General features: G+C 73.8%; 4 protein-coding genes. All 4 read left to right on the plus strand.

Annotation, left to right across the window (positions count from 1 at the left end; translation table 11 throughout):
* Positions 1-363 precede the first annotated feature (363 nt).
* On the plus strand, positions 364-1338 hold the full coding sequence (locus ESG85_RS02000; protein WP_128976265.1) for an EamA family transporter: 975 nt from the start codon (positions 364-366) through the stop codon (positions 1336-1338).
* Between the two features lie 58 nt (positions 1339-1396).
* On the plus strand, positions 1397-2722 hold the full coding sequence (locus tag ESG85_RS02005) for an outer membrane protein assembly factor BamB family protein (RefSeq protein ID WP_128976266.1): 1326 nt from the start codon (positions 1397-1399) through the stop codon (positions 2720-2722).
* A 253-nt stretch (positions 2723-2975) separates the two neighbouring features.
* Positions 2976-4421 (plus strand): aldehyde dehydrogenase family protein, encoded by a 1446-nt coding sequence (locus ESG85_RS02010; protein WP_128976267.1) that lies wholly within the window; start codon positions 2976-2978, stop codon positions 4419-4421.
* Positions 4422-4611: 190 nt separating this feature from the next.
* Complete coding sequence (locus tag ESG85_RS02015) at positions 4612-6540, plus strand: acyl-CoA dehydrogenase family protein (RefSeq protein ID WP_128976268.1); 1929 nt, start codon at positions 4612-4614, stop codon at positions 6538-6540.
* Positions 6541-6673 lie beyond the last annotated feature (133 nt).

Consider the following 6673-nt stretch of genomic DNA (forward strand, 5'->3'; position numbering starts at 1 on the left):
CCAGGTTTGTTTTCACACACTGACCAACGGGCGCCCTTCGTCATGGTCGCGACCAGCACGAACATCGGACTCATTCATCTAGGGGGTTCGGACAATCCCTGGGCACCGGGGCGGAACCGCTCCCGCACCGGGGCCGAGCCGTCCCCGCTCCGGGCCGAACGGCCCCCGCTCCGGGGCCGAGCCGCCCCCGCTCCGGGGCCGAACCGAGGCCGCTCCCGGTCCCGTATCGGCCCCGGTCGACCGGACCTGCGGTCCTCCCGCGGAGCCCCACCCCCTCCTTCCGGCCGGACACGGGCCGGAAGCCTGCCCGGATCCGGGCAGAATTCCTGGTCCTCGTGACGCGCAGTCCCTACGCTCCTGCTCATGACAAGCCCTGCCGTCGATCCGGCACCCGAGACGCACCCGGCCGCCACCGAACTCCGTACCGCCGCCTCCCCGGCACCCGCCGCCCGCCGGATCACCGGCGCCGTCTGGGTGGGGCTCGGCATCGTGTACGTCGTCTGGGGCTCCACGTACCTCGGCATCCGGGTGGTCGTCGAGACCATGCCGCCGTTCCTGTCGGCCGGGGCCCGGTTCGTGACCGCCGGACTGATCCTCATGGCCGTGGTCGCGTGGCGGCGGGGGCCCGCCGCGCTGAAGGTGAGCCGGCGCGAGCTGGCCTCGGCGGCGGTGGTCGGACTGCTGCTGCTCGTCGGCGGCAACGGCCTCGTCGTGCTCGCCGAGACCTCGATCCCGTCCGGACTCGCCGCCCTGCTCGTCGCCGTCGTGCCCGCCTGGGTGGTGCTGCTCAAGGCCGCCTTCGGCGACTGGCCGAGCGCGGGCGGGACCGCGGGCGTGCTGCTCGGGCTGGCCGGGCTCGGCGTGCTCACCCTGCCCGGACTCAGCGGCGAGATCGCCATCGGCGGCGTCGTGCTGGTCGTCGTCGGCGCGCTGCTGTGGGCGCTCGGCTCGTTCTCCGCCGGGCGCATCCCGATGCCCGCGAGCCCCTTCACCGCCAGCGCCTACGAGATGGTCGCGGGCGGCCTGGCGGGCCTCGCGGTCGGGCTGTTCCGCGGCGAGCAGCACGGCCTCGACCTGACGGCGGTCTCCGGGCGGTCCTGGGCCGCCCTCGCGTACCTGGTCGTCTTCGGCTCGCTCGTCGCCTTCACCGCGTACGCCTGGCTCATCCAGACCGCGCCGATCTCGCTCGTGGCCACCTACGCGTACGTCAATCCCGTCGTGGCCGTGGCCCTCGGCGCGCTGATCCTCGACGAGGCCCTGACCTGGTCGATCATGCTCGGCGGCGCGATCGTGGTGCTCGGGGTGGGACTGATCGTGTCGACCGAGCGGCGCGGGTGATCACCGGTCCCCTACGCTGAGGGCCATTCGAACGATTGGCCCAGGGGCGGGGATCCTTATGGCGGGGCGAACGAGCGACGGAGGCACGGACCCGGCGACCGGCCGGCGGAACGGGCTCGGCTGCGTGACGGCCCTGGCCGTGGTGCTCGCGGCCGTCTATGGCCTCGCCTGGGTGTTCCTGGGCGACTCCGGCTACTGGCCGGGTTCCTCCCTGACCACGGCCTGGGAGGCTCCGCGCGACCCCGAGGCCTCCGACGGGGACGGTCCCTGGGTGGCGGGCGACACCGTGGTGCGCAGCCGGTTCGACGGCCTGGCCGGCCATGAGCTCGGCTCCGGGAAGCGACGCTGGGAGTACGTCCTCCCCGGCCGCTCCGAGACCTGTGCGACCGTCGTCGACGCCGGCGCCGGGATCGCCCTGGTGGTCCACCGCCAGGGCGGGCCGGCGACGGACCGGGGCCGGGGCGAAGGCCAGGACCAGGGCGGGAAGAAGGGCCGGGAGGAGGGGTGCGTCACCGTCACGGCGGTCGACCTCGCCGGAGGGCGCGAACTGTGGCACACCACCCGCTCCCGGGAGGACGGGAACCTCGCCTACCTGGAGGACGCCGTCCGCGCGGGCGACGGACTCGGCGTGCTGTTCGACGGCGGGCGGCTGCGCGCCGTCGACCTGAGGACGGGCGCGCGGCGCTGGACCACCGCGCTGCCCGATGACTGTGTCCTCGGCGGCCTCGGCCTCGCGCCGAAGCAGGTGGTCGCGGCCCTGGGCTGCGCGACCGAGGCCAAGGCGGCCGCCTTCGACCCGGCCGACGGCACGGTCCGCTGGACCGTGCCGCTCGACGCCCGCCGCGGGGTGGCCGCCGACGCGACGCTCGTGGTCCTGTCCGCCGACCCTCCGGCGGTGTGGTTCAACGAGTCGGACGGCGCCCGGGCCGCGGTCGGCTTCGGGCCCGACGGGCGTCCGCGGAGCAGGATCGACGCCGTCGGCGACTACGGCTCGATCACCGAGACGGCCGCCGACGGCGGCCGGCTCTTCGCCATCGCCGCGTACGAGGGCGGTCAGGGCGGCTCCTGGGAACGGCTCGTCGCCTTCGACCTGGCGAGCGGCGACGAGCTGTGGCGGGAGGACGTGGGGAACGGCAGCAGCGGCGTCGACGTGCTGGAGGCGAAGGACGGCCGGGTGACGACGGTGGAGACCGACGCGAAGTACGGCGACACGCTGTACGTCTTCGACGCCGCCTCCGGGGACGAGGAGGACGACCGGTCCTTCCGCGACCACGTGGTGGACGGCGGCGACCCGGTCCGCGGCGTCCTCACGCACGGGGACCACGTGCTCCTCACCCGCGACGGCGGCGTGCGGCGCGCGTTCTCGGTGTACGAACGCTGGTGACCGCCGCGGTACGCCCGGCCCGGGGGCGCGTGCGCCGCGGGGCGTCCGCCGGACGCGACGCCACGCCCGGCGGCACCCGCCGCGTCGGCCCGTGCGGTACCCGCCGGTTCGGCCAAAGCGGACAGCATCGCGCCCTCCACCACTCCACACCGGACAAACCCGAACCGGGCGTCCCGGCCCTACCGTGTCAGCAGAGCACGAGGCACCCCTCGGGCATCCCCTCGTACACCCCTACGGAAAGGGCCGGGACGCAATGACGACCACCCACGCCTTCTGGCTCGCCGGCCGCGAGGCCACCGGCGAGGCCACCTTCGACGTCACGAACTCCTTCGACGGACGTCTGGTCGGCAAGGTCAGCGTGCCCACCGAGGCCCAGGTCGAGGAGGCCGTCGCCGCCGCGCACGCCGTCGTCGACGAGTTCGCCGCGACCCCGGCGCACGTCCGCGCCGCCGCCCTCGACCACGTGTCGAAGCGGCTCGCCGAGCGCACCGAGGAGATCGCCCAGGTCATCTCCGCCGAGAACGGCAAGCCCATCAAGTGGGCCCGCGGCGAGGTCGGCCGCGCCGTCTCCGTGTTCCGGTTCGCCGCCGAGGAGGCCCGCCGCTGGAACGCCGGCGAGGCGCAGCGCCTCGACACCGAGGCCGGCGGCGTGGGCCGCCTGGCGCTCACCCGCCGTATCCCCAAGGGCGTCGTGCTCGGCATCGCGCCGTTCAACTTCCCGCTGAACCTCAGCGCGCACAAGGTCGCCCCGGCCATCGCCGTCGGCGCGCCGATCATCCTCAAGCCGGCCCCGGCCACCCCGATCTCCTCCCTGATCCTGGGCGAGCTGCTCGCCGAGACCGACCTGCCGGCCGGCTCCTGGTCGATCCTGACCGTGCCGAACGACCGCATGCCCGCCCTGGTCCAGGACGAGCGCCTCCCGGTCATCTCCTTCACCGGCTCCGACACGGTCGGCTACGCCATCCAGCAGTCCGTGCCGCACAAGCACTGCACCCTGGAGCTCGGCGGCAACGCCGCCGCCGTCGTCCTCCCGGACTGGTCCTCCGAGGCCGACCTGGACTGGGCCGCGAGCCGCATCGCGACCTTCTCCAACTACCAGGGCGGCCAGTCCTGCATCTCCGTGCAGCGCGTGATCGCCGACGCCTCCGTCTACGACCGCCTGCTGCCGAAGATCGTCGCCGCGGTCGAGGCCCAGGTCACCGGCGACCCGGCGGACGACGCCACCGACGTCGGCCCGCTCGTCGACGAGAACGCCGCCAAGCGCGTCGAGGCCTGGGTGGACGAGGCCGTCGCGGCCGGCGCCAAGCTGCTCGCCGGCGGCAAGCGCGAGGGCGCCACCTACGCCCCGACCGTCCTCGCCGACCTCCCGGCCGACGTCACCCTGGCCCGTGCCGAGGCCTTCGGCCCGGTCCTGACCGTCGCCAGGGTCGACGGCGAGGCCGAGGCCTTCGCCGCGGTCAACGACTCCGACTTCGGCCTCCAGGCCGGCGTCTTCACCCACGACCTCCAGGCCGCCTTCCGCGCCCACCGCGCCCTCGAGGTCGGCGGCGTGATCGTCGGTGACGTCCCCTCGTACCGCGCCGACCAGATGCCGTACGGCGGCGCCAAGCGCTCCGGCGTCGGCCGCGAGGGCGTCAAGTACGCGATGGACGACTACACCTACGAGCGCGTCATGGTCCTGACGGGCCTCGCGCTCTAAGGACCCGACCCGTACGCCCGTACTCCGGTACACCCGTACGGACGAAGAGACCGGCGGTCTGAGCCCACTGTGCGGGGGCTCAGACCGCCCTTCGTCTTTCCGAACCCGTCGACATCGGGTACGACGGACGAGTAGCACCGCGTGACGCCAGGCCCATCAGGCTCCCGACGAGCGGCGAGGTGAGCTCCTCATGTCCGCACCCACCCAGCGGCCGCCCAAGGTCACCGAACGCGAGGCCCGGCAGGTCGCCGAGGCGGCCCGCCAGCAGGACTGGCACAAGCCGAGCTTCGCCAAGGAACTCTTCCTCGGCCGCTTCCGCCTGGACCTCATCCATCCGCACCCGCTGCCCGCCGACGAGGACGTCCGGCGCGGCGAGGCCTTCCTGGCCAAGCTGCGGGCCTTCTGCGAGACCGAGGTCGACGGAGCCCGCATCGAGCGCGAGGCCCGCATCCCGGACGAGACCGTCCGCGGCCTCAAGGAACTCGGCGCGCTCGGCATGAAGATCGACCCGAAGTACGGCGGCCTCGGCCTCACCCAGCTGTACTACAACCGGGCCCTCGCCCTGGTCGGCTCGGTCAGCCCCGCGCTCGGCGCGCTGCTCTCCGCGCATCAGTCGATCGGCGTACCGCAGCCGCTGAAGATCTTCGGCACCCAGGAACAGGAGGACGCCTTCCTGCCCCGGCTCGCCCGCAGCGACATCTCCGCCTTCCTGCTCACCGAGCCCGACGTCGGCTCCGACCCGGCCCGGCTCGCCACCACGGCCGTGCCCGACGGGGACGACGCGTACGTCCTCGACGGCGTGAAGCTGTGGACCACCAACGGCGTCGTCGCCGACCTCCTCGTCGTCATGGCCCGGGTCCCCGCGTCGGAGGGCCACAAGGGCGGCATCACCGCCTTCGTCGTCGAGGGCGACTCGCCCGGCATCACCGTCGAGCACCGCAACGCCTTCATGGGCCTGCGCGGCCTGGAGAACGGCGTCACCCGCTTCCACCGGGTGCGGGTCCCGGCCGCGCACCGCATCGGCCCCGAGGGCGCCGGCCTCAAGATCGCGCTGACCACCCTCAACACCGGCCGGCTCTCGCTGCCCGCCGCCTGCGCGGGCGCCGGCAAGTGGTGTCTGAAGATCGCCCGCGAATGGGCCGCCGAACGCGAGCAGTGGGGCAAGCCGGTCGCCCGGCACGAGGCCGTCGGCACCAAGATCTCCTTCATCGCCGTCACTGCCTTCGCCCTGGAGGCCGTCGTCGACCTCGCCTCCCAGATGGCCGACGAGGACCGCAACGACATCCGCATCGAGGCCGCCCTCGCCAAGCTGTACGGCTCCGAGATGGCCTGGAAGATCGCCGACGAGCTGGTCCAGATCCGCGGCGGCCGCGGCTACGAGACCGCCGACTCGCTCGCCGCGCGCGGCGAACGCGCCGTCCCCGCCGAACAGGTGCTGCGCGACCTCCGCATCAACCGGATCTTCGAGGGCTCCACCGAGATCATGCACCTGCTGATCGCCCGCGAGGCCGTCGACGCCCACCTCGCCGTCGCCGGCGACATCATCGACCCCGACAAGCCGCTCGCCGACAAGGCGAAGGCCGGTGCCCGGGCCGGCGGCTTCTACGCCCGCTGGCTGCCGCAGCTCGTCACCGGGCAGGGACAACTGCCGGGCGCGTACGGGGAGTTCGGCGAGCTCGCCACCCATCTGCGGTACGTCGAGCGGACCTCCCGCAAGCTCGCCCGCTCCACCTTCTACGCCATGTCCCGCTGGCAGGGGAAGATGGAGCTCAAGCAGGCCTTCCTCGGCCGGATCGTCGACATCGGCGCCGAACTCTTCGCCATGAGCGCGGTGTGCGTCCGCGCCGAACTCCTCCGCACGACCGGCGGCCACGGACGCGAGGCCCACCAGCTCGCCGACGCCTTCTGCCGCCAGTCCCGGCTCCGCGTCGCCGAACTCTTCGGCCGGCTCTGGGCCAACACCGACGACCTGGACCGCAAGGTCGTCGACGGCGTCCTGGCCGGCTCGTACACCTGGCTGGAGGAAGGCATCCTCGACCCCAGCGACGACGGCCCCTGGATCGCCGACACCGCCCCCGGCGCGTCGGCGAAGGACAACGTCCACCGCAAGATCACCTGATCCGTCCCGATCACCCGGGCCGCCCTCCGTGGCAGGGCCGGGCCCGGGGGCTTCACCCCGCCCCCGGACCCTGCCCGTCCGGCACGGGGGTCACGGGGCCACCCGGCGCCCGCGCCGGCCCGGCAGGGACCGC

Origin of the sequence: Streptomyces roseicoloratus, from assembly GCF_004117935.1 — a bacterium.
Classification (GTDB): Bacteria; Actinomycetota; Actinomycetes; order Streptomycetales; family Streptomycetaceae; genus Streptomyces; species Streptomyces roseicoloratus.

Coding starts and splice junctions, on each gene's coding strand:
- ESG85_RS02005 (WP_128976266.1), top strand. CDS start 1,397: ATGGCGGGGCGAACGAGCGACGGAGGCACGGACCCGGCGACCGGCCGG.
- ESG85_RS02010 (WP_128976267.1), top strand. CDS start 2,976: ATGACGACCACCCACGCCTTCTGGCTCGCCGGCCGCGAGGCCACCGGC.
- ESG85_RS02000 (WP_128976265.1), top strand. CDS start 364: ATGACAAGCCCTGCCGTCGATCCGGCACCCGAGACGCACCCGGCCGCC.
- ESG85_RS02015 (WP_128976268.1), top strand. CDS start 4,612: ATGTCCGCACCCACCCAGCGGCCGCCCAAGGTCACCGAACGCGAGGCC.